16 protein-coding genes are annotated in these 18,584 nt (G+C 29.8%); 3 read left to right on the top strand and 13 right to left on the bottom strand.

What is annotated here, in order from left to right:
* The 6 genes from HRT41_14265 to HRT41_14240 all read right to left on the bottom strand — a co-directional run bounded on the left by HRT41_14265 (nt 1) and on the right by HRT41_14240 (nt 4,020).
* Nucleotides 1-804: a VacJ family lipoprotein gene (locus HRT41_14265; protein ID NQY25187.1), complete on the bottom strand. Its 804-nt coding sequence runs from the start codon at nt 802-804 to the stop codon at nt 1-3.
* A 43-nt stretch (nt 805-847) separates the two neighbouring features.
* Nucleotides 848-1,543, bottom strand: a complete 696-nt coding sequence (locus HRT41_14260) for a hypothetical protein (protein ID NQY25186.1) — start codon at nt 1,541-1,543, stop codon at nt 848-850.
* A gap of 40 nt (nt 1,544-1,583) precedes the next feature.
* Nucleotides 1,584-1,889: a DUF59 domain-containing protein gene (locus HRT41_14255; GenBank protein NQY25185.1), complete on the bottom strand. Its 306-nt coding sequence runs from the start codon at nt 1,887-1,889 to the stop codon at nt 1,584-1,586.
* The gene (locus tag HRT41_14250) at nt 1,873-3,123 is read right to left on the bottom strand and encodes a hypothetical protein (GenBank protein ID NQY25184.1); all 1,251 of its coding nucleotides are present in this window, start codon (nt 3,121-3,123) and stop codon (nt 1,873-1,875) included. The genes HRT41_14255 and HRT41_14250 overlap by 17 nt, the downstream gene beginning before the upstream one ends.
* 5 nt (nt 3,124-3,128) lie before the next feature.
* A complete protein-coding gene (locus HRT41_14245; protein NQY25183.1) occupies nt 3,129-3,473 on the bottom strand; it encodes a hypothetical protein in 345 nt (114 codons plus the stop codon).
* A 73-nt stretch (nt 3,474-3,546) separates the two neighbouring features.
* Nucleotides 3,547-4,020, bottom strand: a complete 474-nt coding sequence (locus HRT41_14240; GenBank protein ID NQY25182.1) for a hypothetical protein — start codon at nt 4,018-4,020, stop codon at nt 3,547-3,549.
* Nucleotides 4,021-4,515: 495 nt separating this feature from the next.
* On the opposite strand from HRT41_14240, the gene HRT41_14235 reads away from it, so the two are divergent.
* Nucleotides 4,516-5,517: a tRNA pseudouridine(13) synthase TruD gene (locus HRT41_14235; protein NQY25181.1), complete on the top strand. Its 1,002-nt coding sequence runs from the start codon at nt 4,516-4,518 to the stop codon at nt 5,515-5,517.
* Nucleotides 5,518-5,539: 22 nt separating this feature from the next.
* On the opposite strand, the gene nirD is transcribed toward HRT41_14235, so the two are convergent.
* The 6 genes from nirD to HRT41_14205 form a co-directional block, all read right to left on the bottom strand.
* Nucleotides 5,540-5,848: a nitrite reductase small subunit NirD gene (gene nirD, locus HRT41_14230; GenBank protein ID NQY25180.1), complete on the bottom strand. Its 309-nt coding sequence runs from the start codon at nt 5,846-5,848 to the stop codon at nt 5,540-5,542.
* Nucleotides 5,845-8,319 carry an NAD(P)/FAD-dependent oxidoreductase gene (locus HRT41_14225; GenBank protein NQY25179.1) on the bottom strand — a complete coding sequence of 825 codons (2,475 nt, stop codon included), beginning with the start codon at nt 8,317-8,319 and terminating at the stop codon, nt 5,845-5,847. Before HRT41_14225 ends, nirD begins: the two co-directional genes overlap by 4 nt.
* Nucleotides 8,316-10,607 carry a nitrate reductase gene (locus HRT41_14220; GenBank protein ID NQY25178.1) on the bottom strand — a complete coding sequence of 764 codons (2,292 nt, stop codon included), beginning with the start codon at nt 10,605-10,607 and terminating at the stop codon, nt 8,316-8,318. The genes HRT41_14225 and HRT41_14220 overlap by 4 nt, the downstream gene beginning before the upstream one ends.
* Nucleotides 10,604-12,190, bottom strand: a complete 1,587-nt coding sequence (locus tag HRT41_14215; GenBank protein NQY25177.1) for a dimethyl sulfoxide reductase anchor subunit — start codon at nt 12,188-12,190, stop codon at nt 10,604-10,606. The genes HRT41_14220 and HRT41_14215 overlap by 4 nt, the downstream gene beginning before the upstream one ends.
* A gap of 85 nt (nt 12,191-12,275) precedes the next feature.
* On the bottom strand, nt 12,276-13,901 hold the full coding sequence (locus tag HRT41_14210; GenBank protein ID NQY25176.1) for a protein phosphatase 2C domain-containing protein: 1,626 nt from the start codon (nt 13,899-13,901) through the stop codon (nt 12,276-12,278).
* The gene (locus HRT41_14205) at nt 13,902-15,182 is read right to left on the bottom strand and encodes a NarK/NasA family nitrate transporter (GenBank protein ID NQY25175.1); all 1,281 of its coding nucleotides are present in this window, start codon (nt 15,180-15,182) and stop codon (nt 13,902-13,904) included.
* Between the two features lie 306 nt (nt 15,183-15,488).
* Between HRT41_14205 and HRT41_14200 the strand changes: the two genes are divergently transcribed.
* On the top strand, nt 15,489-16,463 hold the full coding sequence (locus HRT41_14200) for an acyl-CoA desaturase (protein ID NQY25174.1): 975 nt from the start codon (nt 15,489-15,491) through the stop codon (nt 16,461-16,463).
* 508 nt (nt 16,464-16,971) lie between these two features.
* Nucleotides 16,972-18,282 carry a diguanylate cyclase gene (locus HRT41_14195; protein ID NQY25173.1) on the top strand — a complete coding sequence of 437 codons (1,311 nt, stop codon included), beginning with the start codon at nt 16,972-16,974 and terminating at the stop codon, nt 18,280-18,282.
* Nucleotides 18,283-18,386: 104 nt separating this feature from the next.
* Here the strand turns inward: HRT41_14195 and HRT41_14190 are convergent.
* A partial coding sequence (locus HRT41_14190) for a winged helix-turn-helix transcriptional regulator (protein ID NQY25172.1) occupies nt 18,387-18,584 on the bottom strand: 198 nt, incomplete at its 5' end.

Raw genomic sequence — 18,584 nt, 5'->3', positions numbered from 1 at the left:
TTATTCCTTTATCTCATGATTTCTTTTTTGTTCATATATTTCTTTTAAGAAAGGATATAAATCTATTGCATCTTTTTTAAGATTTTCATATTGACCTAATTTAAAAGAAGTAGAATTGACTGTTTCTAGTGTTTTAAGTCCTATTGATTTTTCTAAATTGTCTGGTATTTTCCAAGATTTTTTCTCTGTTGAAAAGGTAGGATCTAACATCCCATCAACAGAAAAACCAATTAAATCTCTTACATTAGAAGGTCCAAAAATAGGCAATACTATATGAAAACCAGAACCAACACCCCAATATCCTAAGGTTTGTCCAAAATCTTCTTTATGCTCTTTTAAATTAAAACCCTCACTTGCTGGATCAAAAAAACCTAAAAAACCTATAGTTGAATTGATTAAAAATCGTCCTGTTTCTTCTCCTGCTTCTTGAAACTTAAATTGCAGAACATTGTTTACAAAACGAATAGGGAACATCAAGTTTGAAAAGAAATTAGATACCATTCCTCTTACATCTTTATGAATAACATCTGCATAAGTACTAGCTACTGGGCTTAATGCATAGGTATACAATACATCATTAAATTGTGTCATAGCTTGGTTGTAGTATTTTAAGGGATCTAAATCCTCTTCTTCATTTGAAAATTCATCATCAAAATCATCTTCGTTTTCACTTATATCATTCTTGTGAAGTTCAATAACATCTTTGTTGGGATGTATCTCTTTTTTATTGCTACAGGCAGTAAACAATAATATTGTAAAAACGCATAGAAAAAGTATTTTCATTAAAAACCTTATTTTTGACATTATATAATAAAAATACATCATTTTTAATAAATTAATAAGTAATTTATATGGATTTTGTCCATCTTTTTAAAAAATCTTCACGAGAATAGATAATTGCACCCAATTTTTCTTTATAAGCCATGAGCGCGTGACCCAGATTCCAAAAATGGTATCCCTTCTCATTTAAATATTTTCCTAATAATACCAACTGAAGTGTTCCATAATTATTATAAGCTCTATTGCTATAACCACTTAAAGAAGTGTATGTTTTTCCTATGGTATAACCTATTTCACAAGCCATAAGCATTTCACCTTCATAAACCTCAAAACAATTTAAGCTAAAGTCAATGCTTTTATGTTTATAAGTGATTAATTCATAAAGAAGTTTTTTATATTCTTTTGTACACCAAGAATCTTTATGATAGGTTTCAAGTATTTCAATGACTTTTTTATAGTCATGATTGATTTTAAAGGTATAGGTATTTTTGTTTAATAATTTTTGTACTTTTTGGGATATATGTAAATTTTTGAAATCCAATACTGAATATTCAAACTGCATTTCACTTAAAAGAATTGTTTCATTCTCATTAGGGCTGGAAATACTAATAAAACCAAAATGTGCAAGTTCAATATAAAAATCACAAGAGAAATCATTGGACCAATAATAATTTAGCTCTTTATTGGGGTAAATATAGTTTTTTACAAGATCTTTTGTGCGTATATCATTTTTAGAAATAAAATAAATGCTTGTTTCTTGCATGATAATCTTTTTGCAAAGATTTTATCAGCTTATTATAAAATTAAGCTTGAGTTAGGGCAGATTTAACATGTTCTTGCGCCATAGAAATATTCCACACAGGTTCCCAAACAACCTCTACTTCAATATTTTGAACCTTAATAAGTTCTCTTAATACTGCTTCTTCAACCCATGTTACAATCATTTGGTGCAAAGGACAGGCTTTTGTTGATAAAGTCATAATAACTTTTGCCTGCCCTTCATCATTACAAAATGCATCATAAATTAAACCCATTTCAACTAAATTAAACTCAACTTCTGGGTCTATTACTGTGGATACTGCTTTAAAAATCTCATCTTTTGTGTACATGTGAAAACCTTATCATATAAATTAAATTGGCGCAAAAGTATAAACTTGCGATGACTAAAAAAGACGCACCTATTTTGAATAAACTAGAGGAAGATAATATTAACGCTAAAGCAGAAATATTTAAACCAATAAGCGCAAAATAGAATTGAAAATGGGCACTTTTTTGTGGAATTATGTCTTTTAACATAGGAACTTTTTCTTTTCCAACTAAGGGTGCAAATTTATCAAACCACACTAAAAAAGGTACAATTTTATAAATATGAGCAATAATTAAAAAAGCAAAAAAACCAAAAAACAATAAAAATCCGGCGCTTAATAAATACTGTTCTTTGTTTTGATAAAAGTAAATAATAAATAAAACAATGGAAACAAGTAAAGAATAAAAAGAAACAAATAAAAATTTGACATAAATATCAATATGTTTTTTCACACGTGTTTTATAAAGAATATAACATTGATAAAAAAAACTAAGTAAAGCTACAATACTTAAAGCATAAGCAAAAACACTTAAATATTCAAGATGAAATAAAGAAGCAAATACTAATACAAGAACTGCAATACTTAGTGAAGTTACCGCAAAATTAGTGGGTGTTTTACTAAAGTCATGTGATAAAGAAAACATAGGCATAAGTACCAGCGCTAAAGCCATAATTAAAATACAAACATAACCTAAAAGCAATAAATAAACATGGGCCTTTAAAAAAGAAAACATATCTATATTTATTAAACCAGCATAAGACAAAGCCAATGTTATTCCAATTAACAATCCAAAAAACAAAAATATGTGAGCAATAACTAAACTTTTTACAATATTATCAAACTTTTTTACTTTTTTTATAGTGGCAAAAAATTCAAATATAAACAAAGACATGGCTAAAAGTACAAATAAACCACCATAAGGTAAGAGAAAATGAAAAGAAAAACCAAAAACCATTAATACTGTGCCAAAACTTAATAGGGGATAAATAATGTAATACAGTTTCAGGCAATAATGTCCTACTTCAAGAGTCACTGGAATTAATTGTGCCATTGCGCCAAAAATAATCATCATCACAAAAGAGAGTAAAAACATATGCACCAGTGAGAGAATATTTGGATTTAAAAAGTGAAGTTCATTAATATTTATTTGAAACAAGTACAAAGTGCAAAATAAAAAAGAAAATACTCCAATAAGAAAATAGGGTACTATTAACTTAAATGGTGGTGCAAAATCTTGAGATACTTGCATAGTCATAGTTTTTAACCTGCACAGCTATTATCATTGAAATCAGTATTCTGACTTAAATCATTTTTTAATGCAAATACAACTTGAACCCCTGTATCCAAGGTTAGAATATCATAGGTAAAATCTTCTGCAATTCTTGGAAATAATCCACCTGGAGCTTGGTGATTTACCATAATCAAGCGTTGGCTTTTTTTCTTTAATAATTGCAAACCCAAAAGGGCATTAACCATTGGTTCTGGTGCTGAACACAAAGAAGTATCAAAATAAAAATATTCTACTTCATTAAGAGTAAAATTATAAAACTCAACACTGCTATCTTCTAAAATCATTTTTTTTGCGTCTTGTGGAATTTTTATCATTTGTTTATCCTATTTTTTGTGAAGTATAGAATGATTTGTATTAATTCGCATTGATTATTGTCAAGAGCAGTTTTTAGTTTCTTTTAATTTTGATGTGGTGACTTTTTGCTTCTAAAAATTCTAACTGATTGTTTTTAATCGCAAAATTTCCATAGGTTTTAATTTTGTTGTTTTTATAATAAAAGAACTCATAATTTTTTTTCTTATTGACTCTTAGATATTTATTGGCAGATATTATGATTTTTTTACTTTTTAGTGGTTTTTTGGATAAAAGAGCATCTTTTAATAAAAAAAGGATTTTATATTTGTCTTTTTTATATTTAATTTTTGAATTTTTATGTTTTAGGGAATACGAATCATTATGATAAATAAGGTATTTGTGTTTTATGATTTTTCGTAAAAGATAAGAAGTGATTTTGATTTTTATATAATTGTCTTTAATGGTAGAGAAAGTTTTTATCTCCCCAACTTTTGCTCCTGCATAAAATAAAGAATAATCTGCAAAAAGTGTTTGAGTAAGTAGAAGAAAAAATATAGAATATTTCATATTAAACCCTTTAAGGGGGAAAGAATAGAAAGAAATTGAAGAATAATTGTGCTTTAAAAAAAAACAGATTATAAATTTTATTTATATATTTTTTTTGTTAATAATTAAAAGATGTACAATATCAATATAATATAAAAAATTATTGTGTAATAAGTATATTTTACTACTTTTATGTGTTCTCATAATATTTAAAAAACAAAGAGTTAATTTATGGTTAACTTTTGATTTAAAAACAGTTAACACACAAGGAGTATAATTTTCCTATGAATAAGCAGTCACTGTTTATTTGTAAAGCAATTTTGTTATCATTCTCCTTTTGATAAACACTTTAAGACAGAGACAAATAGCCGCAAACGTCTCTTTCTATTTCCCATCTGAGCAGTTGGGAAAATAGAACTAACATTCAAAACAAAAATCACTTCATCATAATTCAACAATCATACAAATTTTTGTTATAATTCCCTAAGAAAAAGAAAACTATCAGAAAAGACAAACATGAAAAGAGTATTTTTACAAGACTACAAACAAATAGATTTTAAGTTTTATCAAAACGTTGATGATTTTATTGTAATAGAAGAGCCCATCCGTTTTACAGGTAAGGGAAATTTTATTATCTTAAAAATCAAGAAAAAGAGTTTAGGAACCTGGGATTTATTGGAGAAACTAGCAGATGGTTTAGGTATTTATGAAAATGAACTGGGTTATGCAGGACTAAAAGATAAAAATGCAACAACTACACAATATATTTCAGTGCCCAAAAAATATTCAAAAGATATTAAAAAATTCAAGCATCCAAAAATAGAAATCCAAGAAACTTTTTTACATAAAACGAAGTTAAATATTGGGGATTTAATTGGAAATTCTTTTCAGATTAATCTTCATGAGGTCAAAATTGAAGACTTAGGAATTATTGAAAAACGTTTAAAAGAAATTGAGAAAGTTGGGATGCCTAACTTTTTTGGTTTTCAACGTTTTGGAAGAGATGTTGAAAAAAATCTTGAAAAAGCGAATAAAATCATTTATGGGGATTTGACAATAAAAGACAGAAAACTTGAGAAAATGCTTATTTCTGCTTATCAAAGTGATTTTTTCAACAGATGGTTGGCCAAAAGAATTGAAGACTCACAAGATACTTTTAAGCTTTTAGGGGGAGATGTAATGCTTTCTTTAAAAGAAAATAAGTTTTTTACTCCTTCTTCTATAAGTGAAAAAACACAAAAAGACTTTGAAAATAAAGAAGTAGTTCCTACTGGATTATTATCAGGACGTGATGTTTTTAGGGCTAAAAATGAAGCAAGACTTATAGAAGAGAAGTTTGATGATACGTATATTCAAGAAAAAGGTTTAAGAAGAGCAGCTATTGTATTTCCTAGAAATGTATCTATGAAATACGATAAAACTAGCAATAAATGTAGATTACGTTTTACTTTGCCAAAAGCTTCTTATGCAACAGTATTAATTGAAAATATTTTAAATAAAAATTTAGGCTCTAAATAAACTATACACTTGTGTGTATAGTTTATAGAAGAATGTAGAGTATTTCTTCTTCTATCTTACTTTCATATACTTGCGTACATCCAGAATCACTACCAAGGGCTTCTCCTGTTTCTAAGTCTATATCCCAGTTATGTAAAGGGCAGGTTACACTCTTTCCGTGCACCATACCTTCACTTAGTTTTCCTTGTTTATGAGGACATACATTATTGAGTGCAAAAATCTCTTCTTTTCTGTTTTTAAACAATACAATTTCTTCTTCTTGGTATTGAAGGATTCTTGAACCCATTAGGGGAATATCATTAATATGTGTTATTTTTTTCCATGTTTTCATGCATTTGCCTTTTCATGTGCTTCATAAGAAGGAGAATCTTTTATGTCTAATATTATGGGTTGGAACTCTTTTGTAAAACCATCTTTTCTAGATTCTTCCCAAGGATCAATTTGAGCGTGTTTTTGAGATTCTATAAATCTTTTTTCATAGAATTCAATATTACCTTTGGTATTTAATAATACTTCTTTAATATATTCTAATCCAACTCTTTCAATCCAATGGGCAGTTCTTTCTAAATAATAAGCATCTTCTCTGTAGAACTGCATAATGGCTTTGATATAAACATACAATTCTTCATTGTTTTTAACCTTACATAAAAAATCAGTTACGCGTACTTTTATTCCACCATTTCCAGCAATATGTATTTCCCATCCAGAATCAACAGCAATAACGCCAATATCCTTAATAGTGGCTTCTGCACAATTTCTTGGACATCCCGAAACACCCACTTTAAATTTATGTGGTGTCCATGAACCCCAGGTGAATTTTTCAATATCAATACCTGTTTGCATTGCATCTTGTGTTCCAAATCTGCACCAAACATTTCCTACACACGTTTTTACCGTTCGTAATCCTTTTGCATATGCTTGTCCAGATACAAAACCCGCATCATTTAAATCTTTCCACATAGGTTCTAATTGCTCTTTTCTAATACCTAACATATCAAGTCTTTGACCTCCTGTAAATTTTACAGTAGGAACATCATATTTAACTGCAATATCCGCCATATCTTTTAATTGTTGTGCAGAAGTTACTCCACCCCAAATTCTGGGAACTACTGAATAGGTGCCATCTTTTTGTATATTTGCAAATACTCTGTCGTTTACTAATAAAGATCTTTTATCATTTTTGTATTTATCATCATTGTATTTAACCAATAAATAATAATTAATAGCAGGTCTGCATTTGATACATCCATCTTCATTTTTCCAAGCTAAGTTTTCAAATACTTCATAAACTGTTTTATATTCATTAGAATCAATGCAGGCTTTTATTTCTTTATGACCAACATCACAACAAGGACAAATACCTTCTTGCACATCACTTTGGTACTCATCGCCTAAAGTATGTACTAAAACTTGCTCCACTAAACCCAAACAAGATCCACAAGAAGCGCCTGCTTTAGTACACGTTTTTACGTCATTTAGTGTTTTTAAGTCTTGTTCTTTAATGGCACAAACAACGGTGCCTTTTGTAATTCCATTACATCCACATATTTCTTCATCATCACTCATAGCAGCAATATCATCACCCCCATGACCACTGTCACCTAAAGCAGATTTCCCAAATAAGATTTTATGTCTTAAATCACTGATATTTGTTTCTTCTTTTAAGAGTTTTAAATACCATGAGGCATCGCTTGTTTCTCCGTATAAAACAATACCAATAATTCTGTCTTGATAAATGACCAGTTTTTTATAAATACCATATTTTTCATCTAAGAGAATTAATTCTTCTGTTGTTTCATCCCCTAAATAATCCCCTGCTGAAAATAAATCAACACCAGATATTTTAAGTCTGGTTGATAAAGTAGAACCAGAATATCCATCACTGGGAACATCAGCTAATTTTTTAGCACAATATTTAGCTTGTTCGTATAAAGGTGCCACTAAACCATAGGTATTTCCTTTGTGTTCAGCACATTCCCCAATAGCAAAAATACTTTCATCGCTTGTTTGCAAATGATCGTTTACAAGTATTCCTTTTTTAATATCAAGGTTTGCCTCATGTGCTAGTTTAGTATTGGGAATAATTCCTGTTGCAAATACTACAATATTAGACTCAACACTTGTGCCATCTGTAAAAGAAACATTTTCAACACTTTCTTTTCCCGATATTTCTTCAATAGTTGTATTTAGTTTGAATTTGATTCCATACGCTTCAAGGTTTTTTTGTAAAAGTCTTCCTCCTGTAGAATCTAATTGTTGACTCATAATAGAAGCACTTCTGTGAACTAAAATAGTTTTAATTCCATGCATAGCTATGCCATAAGCAGCTTCTAGTCCAAGTAAACCACCACCTACAACTACAGCTGTTTTGTTTTTAGAAATAAGTTCTAATATAGTATCACTGTCTAGTTTATTTCTAAATCCAATAACATTTTTAAGTTCACTTCCTTTTGTTTTGGGAATAAAAGAATTAGAACCTGTTGCTATTAATAATTTGTCATAAGCTAAAACTTTACCACTCTTAGAAGTAACCGTTTTATTTTCTTTATCAATGAAGATGGCTTCATCCCCTTTATGTAAAGTAACATTGTTTTCATCGTACCAGGTTTTATGATTGATAATAGTATCTTCAAAACTTTTCTCTCCTGATAAAAGATAGGACAACATGATTCTATTATAGTTGTAATGAGGCTCATCGCCAAAAATAGTAATATCATATTTGTCTTTAGTGATATCAAAAAGATCCTCAATGGTTCTTAACCCACTCATTCCATTTCCAATGACTACTAATTTTTCTTTCATGTATATTCCTTCTTGGTATATTGATTTTGTTTTACAGTATTTAATAGTTCTAGGGATAATTCTTTTTTGTTATATTTAATTCCAGTAGGAACGTTCTTACTATGTAGTTGAACTGCACATTGTTTATAATTTGGCTCAAAAGATTTTGGGTCAAACTCTGCAATGGTTACTGCATTGATTAATTGTTTTGAATAATGAAAAGGAATGAATATATGACCACTTTTTATTGTTTGTGACTCTTTTACTATAATATCTTTTACTGTTCCTCTTAAAGAAGAAATACTTAATCTCTCACCACTTTTTACTTTTAGTTTTTTAGCATCATAGGGATTTATTTCTATCCAAGCCTCAGGACATAGGTCGTTTAATATACTTATCTCTTTGGTTTTTGTTCTTGTATGCCATTGTTCAACTGTTCTCCCTGTATTTAAAATCAAAGGAAATTCAGTACTTAGTTTATCTTGAAATGGTAACCAGTCGAGGGCCAATAATTTGGCTTTTTTATCCTTTGTCGGAAAATCGATTTTGTCATCATATAATCTTGCTTTTCCTTGGGGGAATTCTTTATTACAAGGCCATTGTATTCCACCTAGTTTGGCAATTAATGAATAAGACATTCCTGTATAATCGCATAATCTTCCCTCTGATATTTTTTTCCATTCATTAAATGCATCAAGTGGTTCGCTCCAAGAAGGAAATAAACGCTCATTTACTCCTTCAAAGTATTTTGAGAACTCTAAAACAATATGAAAATCACTTTTCGTATTTGCTCGTGGTTCAAGAGCTTTTTGTGCATAATTGCAACGACGCTCAGAATTGGTATAAGTACCTTCTTTTTCACCCCAGGTAGCAGCAGCAAAAACAATATCCGCCACTTGTGTCGTTTCACTTTTAAAAGCATCTTGTACGACTAATAATTCTAATTTATCAAAAGCTTCTCGAAGTTTTATTTGATCTGGAAAAGAAACCAAAGGATTGGTAGCTACTATATATAAAGCTTTTATTTCACCTGCATTAATAGCATCAATTATTTGAGGATAAGAATATCCTCTTTTTGTAGGTACATCGCAATATGGAACATTTGCAATTTTTGCATACTCTTCTCGATCTTTTTTTGATGCAAAGTTTCTATACCCTGGGATTGAAGATGTAAAACCAACTTCTCTCGTTCCCATAGCATTACACTGTCCCGTGATAGATAAAGCAGTTGCTCCTTTTCTTCCTAAGTTTCCTGTAATTAAAGCAAGATTACAAATAGCACTTACAGTATCAGTACCAATTGAACTGTGATTTACTCCCATAGTCCAAGCAGACATTGCTGCTTTCGCACTTGAATATGTTTTTGCAAGCTCATATAAATCTTCTTTTTTTATTCCAATAATTTCACTTGTTTGTTCGGGAGAATAATTGTTTAAAATATGTGTTTTAAAGTTTTCATAATTCGATGTTTTTTTACTAATAAATTCTTCATTAATCCAATTATTTTCAATGATAATATAGGCCAGGGTATTCATTAATGCTAAATCCGCTCTTGGATTTAAAGGAACAAAAATATCTGCCATGGAAGCTGTTTTTGAATATCTTGGATCAATGACAATAATCGTAGGTTTTTTCCCTGTTATTTGTTCATTTTTTTGAATATGCAATTTTAAGATGGGATGATTATCCGCAATATTTGCACCAATTAACATAATTACATCGGCATATGAAAAATCTTCGTAAGCCCCAGGAGGTCCATCACTTCCAAAGGTTTGTTTATATCCCATAACAGCAGATGCCATACATAAAGTTGTATTTCCATCATAATTTGTGGTTTTTAAACCCATTTGCATGAATTTTCCAAGGGTATAAAACTCTTCGCTTAATAATTGTCCTGTTGAAATACAAGCCAGAGCTTGATTTCCATATTTTTTTTGAATCTTTTTAAAGGAATCACTTGTTTTTTTAAAGGCTTCATCCCAAGAAACCTCTACAAGTTTCCCGTCTTTTTTAATCATTGGTCCATCGTATCTGTTGCTACTCGCAAGTGTTTCATGTTCACTTAAACCCTTAGGGCATAAAGTTCCCATATTAACAGGATGAGCTGGATCCCCTTTTGTATAAACAGCTTTATTATTTTTAACTCCAATATACAAGCCACAACCAACCCCACAATATCCACAAGTACTTCTTACCCATTTAGTAGGTGCTTTTTCTTTGGCTACTTTTCCAAAAGTACTATCATCAACTAGAGCAAATTTTTCCATTTGCACATCAACCCCTAGGAATTTTTTAATTTTATTGATCATCGTTGATTTCCTGCAAAAAAGTGACCCGCAAGACCATGTGCAACAGCTGTTTTATAGAACAATGAACGTTCAATTATTTCTGACACAAAAGCACTTACTGTACTTATGGCTGCTATTGTTCCTGCTATTAAGTAATATTCATTTACTAAAAGAATGAGTACTATTAAGGTAAAAGTAATACTTATATTTAATGTAAGAGCTCTTATTTGTGAATGTTTTTTAAACATACCTTCATAAAGTTTTTTTGTTTTATTAAGTTGATAAAAGTTCTTATTTTCTTCTTCTAAGTTTTTATAAAAAGTCTCTTTTTTCTTGAATAATAGTTGTTGATAAATACTTAATATTAAAGAGAATGAAAATACAAGGGATGAAAGAAAATAAACTTCATTAATTAACAATGATAAAGCTATCAGTAAACTTCCAATATAACCTACATTAAAGAAGTTATATGTTGTTTCTTTTTTATTCCAAGAAGGTCTTGCTTTTATTCTATAAATCATAGATTGTGCATAAATACCATATATTCCAAGTGCTAATACAAAAATATTGTTTATTAATAAATAAGGACTTTGTAAATACGATAAAACAATGCTTGCACTTAAGGCTCCTGTAAATAAACCTAAAGCCAAAGCTTCTCTACTTAACCATGATGTTTTAATATTTTTCATGGCGGTTAGTGCTAAAATAGGGCGACCTAAGTGTAAAGCTGACAAAGGTAAACCTAAAGCTGCTGGCAAAAAAGCCAGAATATACATACGTGTTGTAATATTTACGCCTATAAAAGAAAAATAGTTTAATGTTTCTAATAAAAATAAAATGCTAAAAGCACCCAAAGACATTTGTGTTAATACTGTCATAAAAACCAAAGGCCATTCTGCATGATTGGCTTTTAAAATATGATCATCGGCTGGTGTTTGAATACTTTTATTTAAGTCTTCATTTAAAGTATATCTCGTAGTAGGTTTTGTAATATCAACATCACATAAATGCGGTGCAATCCCTTGTGTATACATGTCTTTTTCTAACCATTCTTTTGTATTCACAAGTTCTATTTGAATTGCACCGCTGGGACAGGCTTGGACACAAGCAGGTGTTTGACCAATGTCTAATTTTTCATGACACATATGACACTTGGTTACTATTCCTCTGCTCTCATCAAAAACAGGTACTTCATAGGGACAATTCCATGTACAATACTGACAGCCAATACAGCTCTCATCATCGTGAAAAACAATGCCATTATCAAATTTTATATAAGAATTAGTAGGACAGCCTTTTAGACATTCGGGATCAATACAGTGATTACATGACATAGAATTAAAATGGCTTGAAATAGCAGGAAAGGTTCCACTTTGAGTTTCTCCCACTCTTCTCCATTTAATAGCTGCATCATTATTATTTTGTTCATTACAGGCAACTTCACAACAATGACAGCCAATACAAGCAGTTGCATCAAAGTGAAATCGGTATTGTTCATCTTCTTTGGGTTTTTTTATATCAATAGAATAATTACCACATTGATTATGAGTATTTGTTTTATAGTTTATAAAACTATCAAGAGGGGTAGTGAAATTGTTTGACACTATAAACTCCTTAATTTTCTTAAGGATATTTTATCATTATCTGTATATTAATTATGTATTATACTGTATAATTAATATACAGTATTTATAATATATTAATTAAAAATATAAAATTAATTAATAATAAGGTGTAAAAGCCAATTTTATAAAACTTTACGGGGTCTTTTTCTAAAAAAGGAGTATTTTTATCAAAATAAGGAATCACTTTTTCGGGATTCTTTAATTCAAATAAAACATGTGAATAAGAAGAATATCTGTTATTTGCATCTTTGCATAAACAATGCAATAAAAACGATTCAAACCAAACAGGAATATTTTTATTAAAGTTTTTTGGACGTTTAAGAGAATTAAAACTAGGACTTGAAAAAGCTTCTACTTCTCCATAAGGATATTTATTACAAAGAGCTTCATATAAGGTTACTCCTATAGAGTAAATCTCAGTGCTTTCGTTTAAAGCAGCGCCATGAAAGCGTTCAGGTGCAATATAAGAGGGTGTTCCTGCATTTGTTTGCAAAGAGTATATTTCTGTAATAGAACCAAAATCAATAATTTTAAAGCTTTTTGTATTGTTTATTTGAGTAATCATAATGTTTTCTGGTTTTATGTCTGCATGCACTAAATCATTGTTTAATAAATATTGTGACATTTTTAGTAAAACTTTTGTCAGTTCAATTGTTTCTTCTATACTTAATACAGAGTTTTTCAGATGTTCTTTTAAATCTTTTCCTTCAATTTTATCCATCAGATAGTATCTGTATGTTCGATTAACGGGAAGATAGGTTTTTGGAAAAAAATCGCCTTCTAATCTTTTGGCATTCCATATTTCTTTTATAAAGGTATCAAATTCTTGTGGGTTTTGCTCCGCATTAAGAGGAGGAAATTTTATGATATATTCTACATTTTCTTTTTTACATATCCATGTTCTCTCATCTTGAATTAAAGATTTTACCAGGGTATAATCATCAATTACATCGTTTACTGATAGTTTTGAAGCAATTTTTAAATTTAAACTTTTAAGCTGGGCCAGTTCATCTTTTTTATTAATATTTAAAATTAATGCGCTGCAATCATCTTCTAATAAATCATCTACTTTTGCACTGGCTTTTTTAACCAAAGAATAAGCACCAAAAGCAAGCTGTTTTATTAATTCTTCTTCACTTAAACCTTTGTACAATCCATCTGTACATAAAAGAATTTTGTCTTCTTTTTCTAGGGTATTTTCAAAATAATATAAATCACTTTGTTCTTCCATTCCTACAGCCAAAGTAAGAACATCTTCATAACCTTTTTCATTCATAACATGATCGCTTGATAATTGAGTAAGAATGTTTTCTCTAAGCAGATATATTCTCGTATCTCCAATATTTGCTCCATACAATCTGTTGCCATGAATTACAACAATAGCTAAGGTAGTTATCATTTCAACACGTTGATAATCTTGCATAGAAGAAGAATATAAAATATTGTTAATATTATTAATAAAGGTTTTTAGACATTTTTCAATACTCCACGCTTTTGGTCTGCTTTTAAAAGAGTCCATAAGGTATTGACATGTTTTTTGTGCTGCTTGTCTTCCTTCTTTTGCGCTTCCAACTCCATCACACATAATGGCAATATTCAAATTATCAAAACTTTGAATATCGGAAAAATCATCAGATAGTAGATTTTTCCCTTTTGCAAGAGAAAAAGAAGAATTTGATATGTTCTTCACTTATATTATTCCTCCCGCTTGTACTCCCCAAGTTGTTCTCCATCTTGTTTTTACCATACTTAATCCTACAATTGCAACAATTAGTACAAGAGCAAAGATTAAAAATCCAACGCTATACCCATCAAAAGTACCTTTTGACCATCCAAGCGTTTGAATAAGAGCAGTTCCTCCTAGTCCTCCAGCACAACCAACAATACCAGTCATTATTCCGATATCTTTTGCGAATCGTTGAGGAACAAGCTGAAATACTGCTCCATTTGCCATACCTAGGTTTGCCATCATTAAGAATAATACCACAATAGAAGCGTAAAATGGCAAATCTATAACAGCCGTAATTATCACTAATATAACAACAGCTGTATAAAAAAAGTATAAAGATTTAACGCCGCCAATTCTATCTGCTGTACTTCCTCCATAAGGTCTTAATATTGCTCCTGCAAAAATACATAAAGCTCCAAAATACCCAGCAATTACTTTTACATTGTTTTCATTCATTATTTCTGTTCCAAATGTTGCCATGTCTGCTGAATACGTATTCATTAAATAAACTTTCATATAACCAGCAATTCCAACAAATCCACCAAAACTAATAGCATAAAACAATGAGAACCACCATGTATCTTTGTCTTTTAATAAATTAACATAATCTTTAAGTCTTTTGGGATTCTTTTTATAGACATGGGAAGGGGCATCAAAAGCAAATAAAACATAAGCAATAAAAACAACAATTGCCATAAAAGCGCCTACTCCAAATACCATATTCCATCCCCAAATTTCGGCAATTTTTGGTGCAAATAAGAAATCAATAACAACACCTATATTACCAGCCCCAGCAATTCCTAAAACAACACCTTGTAATCTTGGTGGATACCACTGACCTGCTTGTGGTAAAGCAACAGCAAAAGAAGCCCCTGCAAAACCTAAACCAAGAGCAACAATTAACAATTGATTATATGAAATATCACTTCCCATAAAATAGGCGCTTAAAAGAGCAACAATTACAATAAGTTGTGAAATAAGTGCAGTAGTTTTAGCACCAAGTTTATCTACTCCAAAACCCAATATAATTCGTAAAATAGCACCGGATAAGATAGGCAAAGATAAAAGTGTAGCTTTTTCACCAGCACTCATAATATGTCCGCTTAATGCTAATGCCTCAGAAATTTCAGTACTTAAAGGGCCCAACATTGTCCAAACCATAAAACTCATATCGAAATATAAAAAGGCCATAAACAGTGTAGGTGTATGTCCTTGTCCTTTTAAATCTTTTAAACTTGCCATATTCTCTCCTATTATTATTCTTAGAAGTATATAATTATTATATATTTTTTATACTATGTAACTGTATATTAAATATACAATGTACAAAAATCACTCAACAATTATAAAATATATAAAGTACTTTAATGATTTAAGAAAAATTTTATAATTATTAGCCTATTTTTGATGAATATTGCGTTTAATTTGCGTTGATTCTAAGTAAAAGTCCCCAATATCACAAGTTTAAATCAAAAATAATTATTAAGTAGTGACAATTTCCGTCTTAAATGGTACAATTCAAATATAATTACAAAAAAGGGACGTCTAATGGAGAATACAAACAAAGCAACAGCTTATCCAGATGTATTTGCAGAACTAAGAGCAAGTGTAAGAGAAGCAGGCTTACTAAAAAGAGTACCTATTCGAGGATCAATAGAGATGATTGCAATACTTGTTTCTTTTGTCATCGTATTTACAACAATTGCACTATGGAATCCAATACTTCTAGGTCTGTTTATGGCTCTTTTATTTACAAGATCTGTTTTTGTATCTCATGACATACTGCACTTACAATACTTTAAAAGTAAAAAACTCTCACTTCTTTTGAGTTATCCTTTTTCAGCTTTAGCTATAACAAACTCATCTTCATGGTGGATTTTTAAACACAATGAGAACCATCATACTTATTGTAATGTTCCTGAAAAAGATGAGGATATAAGAGCAATGGATGGGGCTTTTACTCCTAACAATAAAGGAAATAACAAAACACTTAGATTCTTAAAATATCCTGTATTTTGGGGTGCTATGTTTTTTATGTATCCTGCATTTATTGCACAGTCTTATTCTTATGTTATAAAAAATAAACATTTTGGTGAACTTGCTTTGATGCTTTTGCATTGGCCAATAATTTGGGGTTTGGTATTTTATCTTTTACCTCTAGGAAGTGCACTTATTACTTTTGCAACCTTATATGTAAGTCTTTCTGCTTGGTTGTCTTTTGGTTTTATTACCAATCATTTGGGCTGTGAAGTATTTACTAATAAAGAACGAAAAGAAATGACTTGGTTAGAATTTCAAATGAGAACGAGTAGATCTTTAAAAGGCGGAGCTATTGTACATTGGTTTTATGGAGGTTTAAATACTCAAATTGAACATCACTTATTTCCTCATGCTCCAAGATTTTCTTTACTAAAAGTTCAGAAAATGACAAAAGATATTGCCCAAAAATACAATATGAAGTACTTTGAAACTACGCCTATTGAAGCTTATCTTCAAATTAATAAAGCACTTGGTAAGTATTAAGATACTAAAAAACTAAAAGAGACAGTGGAAATATAAAATTCACTGCTTCTTTATATTTGTAAATTTGCTTATGAATCAAAACTCTACTTAACTATTACATTTACAAAAAAACATTTTCATAATAAAAAAGATTTTATCGTAGGTTTTTATGTTGACAATGATTTGTTTGTGTAGATATTTAATTGTTATTTTATTCTTTAAACTACAGAACACTTCTTTTAAATTTTCCCAATATATCTTTCCTCCTCGTAAATAATTAAGACTAATTGCTACTACATAATGCTTTTAAATATTGAAATAAACAAAGTTTAGATTTTTTCTAAACTTAAAATTATTATTAATATAATTATTAATTTTATAAATTATGTGTTATTGTCTTATAAATGTTAATATTGCAGTGATATAATACTGATTAATCATTCTTATATCAAATAATTAAGAGTTTGTAAGTTAGAAGAATACGCAATATATTAAATACTATAACACTTACATTTACAGGAGAATTCTAATGAGTATACGCTTACGATTAACATTATTATTAGGTCTTTTATTTTTTTCTTCCATTGGAAATATAGTTTTTACTTTTATATTAGAATCTTATGGGGAGAAAAAATTGGCATGGGTAATTCATACACATGAAGTTATCTCCGTATCAGATAAATTGTTAAGTACAATGACAGATACTGAAACAGGGCAGAGAGGTTTTCTCTTAACCAAAGATACTAATTATTTAGAGCCTTATTATTCAGGTGTTACAAAAGCTCGTGCGTACTTGGACGAATTACTTGAAATGACATCAGATAATCCTCTTCAACAAGAACGTTTACTAAAAATTGAAGAGTCAATGATACTAAAGATTAAAGAGTTAAAACTTACTATTGATTTAATGCAAAGCGGCGAAAGTGATAAATCTTTAGACATAGTTTTGAAAAATACTGGAAAAAAATACATGGATGATATTCGTGAAGAATTAGTATCTTTTAATCATGCAGAACGCCTTTTATTAGAAAAAAGAGATGGTGACTTTAGAGAAAGTAGAGCACAAATAACTACTTTAGTAATATTTGAATTTTCAGTTTTTATATTTTTAGCTGTAATAACATTTATGTTTGTTAAAGGAAGTTTATTTAATCCTCTAAAATTGCTTCTTGCAAGTACTGCGAAAATGGAAAGAGGGGAAGTCCAAGATGTTTCTGCTTTATTACCCAATGATGAAATGGGTTATTTACTTTCTCGTTTTTACAAAATGAGTGAAAAAGTTTTAGAAAAAAATGCATCATTAACATATAGTGCTACTCATGATGTACTAACGGGTCTTAAAAACAGAGTTAATATACATAAAGAAATTAATGACTCAATTAGTTACTTGGAAAAATCGAAGAGTAAAATGGCGCTTTTATTTATTGATTTAAATGCATTCAAAGTACTTAATGATACTTTTGGTCATGATGCAGGGGATTTAGTACTAAAAGAGACTTCTATACGTCTTGAAGAATCTGTACGTTCTGGTGATTCTGTATTTCGTTATGGAGGGGATGAATTTATTATTTTGATTAAAGATATCCATAATGTATCTCAAATAGAGAAGATTGCTTGTGAAATCTTAAAGAGATTTAATGTACCTGTACTTTTTCGTGGTCATTCTATAGATATTTCATTGAGTATGGGAATAGCTATTTCACCAGATGATTCAACCAATAGTGATAATATGATTAAATATTCTGATATTGCTATGTATGATGCAAAACGAGATAAAAAGGCCAATCATAAGTTTTTTTCTAAAACCATGGTGAAACGTTGGAATGATAGCGTGGAATAATACTTCTTAACTTAGGAAATTTTTTTTCGATCATTGACTTTTACTTAGTTTATCACGTAAAGAAAAAAGTAAGATTCTTTCCTTAGAGTGTAGATAAAAGGAAGTTATTTAGAACAGTGCCCTTCACCTATCTTTCCACCCATTTCTTTTGCATACTGCAAACCCCATTTCTCCATTGCCCCAAATACTTCTAAAAGTTTTTCTCCATGAGAAGTTAAAGCAAACTCAACTCTAGGTGGAACTTCTGGATATACAATTCTTTTTATCAAAGATACTTCTTCAAGCGCATTTAGTTTACGACA

Source organism: Campylobacteraceae bacterium (genome assembly GCA_013215945.1).
Taxonomy (GTDB): domain Bacteria; phylum Campylobacterota; class Campylobacteria; order Campylobacterales; family Arcobacteraceae; genus NORP36.
The sequence above is the reverse complement of the archived record's forward strand: the minus strand, read 5'-3'. Positions and strand labels throughout refer to the sequence as shown.

Bases quoted from the DNA above. Each gene is read 5' to 3' on its own strand.
- HRT41_14255 (NQY25185.1), bottom strand. From the start codon at position 1,889: ATGTACACAAAAGATGAGATTTTTAAAGCAGTATCCACAGTAATAGAC.
- HRT41_14245 (NQY25183.1), bottom strand. From the start codon at position 3,473: ATGATAAAAATTCCACAAGACGCAAAAAAAATGATTTTAGAAGATAGC.
- HRT41_14240 (NQY25182.1), bottom strand. From the start codon at position 4,020: ATGAAATATTCTATATTTTTTCTTCTACTTACTCAAACACTTTTTGCA.
- HRT41_14200 (NQY25174.1), top strand. From the start codon at position 15,489: ATGGAGAATACAAACAAAGCAACAGCTTATCCAGATGTATTTGCAGAA.
- HRT41_14260 (NQY25186.1), bottom strand. From the start codon at position 1,543: ATGCAAGAAACAAGCATTTATTTTATTTCTAAAAATGATATACGCACA.
- HRT41_14195 (NQY25173.1), top strand. From the start codon at position 16,972: ATGAGTATACGCTTACGATTAACATTATTATTAGGTCTTTTATTTTTT.
- HRT41_14250 (NQY25184.1), bottom strand. From the start codon at position 3,123: ATGACTATGCAAGTATCTCAAGATTTTGCACCACCATTTAAGTTAATA.
- HRT41_14235 (NQY25181.1), top strand. From the start codon at position 4,516: ATGAAAAGAGTATTTTTACAAGACTACAAACAAATAGATTTTAAGTTT.
- HRT41_14205 (NQY25175.1), bottom strand. From the start codon at position 15,182: ATGGCAAGTTTAAAAGATTTAAAAGGACAAGGACATACACCTACACTG.
- HRT41_14220 (NQY25178.1), bottom strand. From the start codon at position 10,607: ATGATCAATAAAATTAAAAAATTCCTAGGGGTTGATGTGCAAATGGAA.
- HRT41_14265 (NQY25187.1), bottom strand. From the start codon at position 804: ATGTCAAAAATAAGGTTTTTAATGAAAATACTTTTTCTATGCGTTTTT.
- HRT41_14225 (NQY25179.1), bottom strand. From the start codon at position 8,319: ATGAAAGAAAAATTAGTAGTCATTGGAAATGGAATGAGTGGGTTAAGA.
- nirD (NQY25180.1), bottom strand. From the start codon at position 5,848: ATGAAAACATGGAAAAAAATAACACATATTAATGATATTCCCCTAATG.